Genomic DNA, 1127 nt, shown 5'->3' with positions numbered 1-1127 from the left:
GGTGCGTGCCGCGCCCAGCCCGCGCAGGGCCAGCACAAACAGCACCAAGCTCAGCCCGTAGCCGACAAAGCCAATCCCCAGGGCCGAGGCCAGCACCGCGCCGCCGGGCCAGGCGGCACCCAGCGCCCAACCCAGCCCGGTGTTGACGGCTCCGGCCACCAGCCCCTTGCAGGCAGCCACCCACACTGCGTCCGAGGCAGACACCTTGCGGGTCAGGTTGTTGTCGATGGCCCAGGCCAGGCAGGCCCCCAGCAATGCCAACGGCCCCCAGCCCAGCGTTCCTGCGCTGCCGCCCGACCAGGCCAGCACGGCCCCGCCCGCTACGATCAGCAGCATGCCCAGCACAATGCGGCGGTCGGCGTTTTCGCGAAACACCACCCAGGCCAGCACCGCCGTCAGCACCGACTCGAAGTTCAACAGCAGCGAGGCGCTGGCCGCCGTGGTGTGCGCCAGCCCCAGCATCAACAGCAGCGGCCCCAGCACCCCGCCGAACACGATGGCTCCGGCCATCCACGGCCATTCCGCGCGCGGCAGGTTGGCGGGCTGCCAGCCCCGGTCGCGCAGCAGCCGCAGCACCAGCAAGCCGCCACCACTGCCCAGGTACAACAAGCCCGCCAGCAAAAACGGCGAGTCCAGACCGCCGCCGATCAACTGCTTGGCCAGCGGCGTGCTGGCCCCAAACAAGATGGCGGCGCCCAGGGCGGGCAAGGCTGCACGGTGTAGAGGGTTCATGGTCAGCCCAAATGGGTGTGGCGTGCGGGCGAGGCCTCTACTTCCATCGCCGCCAGGCCTTGCAAAATGCCGCAGGCATCCACGGCCTGCTCCGACCCGCAGCGCCCGCGCAGGGCGGTCAACTGCAGCTTCAGCTGCGCCAGCTCGCGGATGCGCTCGTCCACGTGTGCTATTTGCTGGTCAAACACCGCGTTGACTGCGCTGCAGTCGTCCGCCGGTCCATCGGCCAGCGCCAGCAGCGCGTGGATTTCCGCATGGCTCATGTCCAGCGCCCGGCAGTTGCGGATCAGGCGCAGCCGCTCCAGGTGCGCCGCGCCGTGCACCCGGAAGTTACCCGCCGTGCGCGCGGGTGCGGGCAGCAGCCCTTCCTTCTCGTAGTAGCGCACCGTCTCCAC

2 protein-coding genes are annotated in these 1127 nt (G+C 70.2%); both read right to left on the bottom strand.

Going from position 1 to position 1127, the window contains the following annotated elements; all coding sequences use genetic code 11:
• Positions 1-732, bottom strand: a 732-nt coding sequence (locus tag AC097L_RS25655) for a DMT family transporter (protein ID WP_479589522.1), incomplete at its 3' end; no start/stop codon positions are given.
• Positions 733-734: 2 nt separating this feature from the next.
• A partial coding sequence (locus AC097L_RS25650; RefSeq protein ID WP_479589521.1) for a Cd(II)/Pb(II)-responsive transcriptional regulator occupies positions 735-1127 on the bottom strand: 393 nt, incomplete at its 5' end.

The organism is Rhodoferax sp. RT5P35, from assembly GCF_056521385.1.
This window is presented reverse-complemented; position numbering and strand designations above follow the sequence as displayed.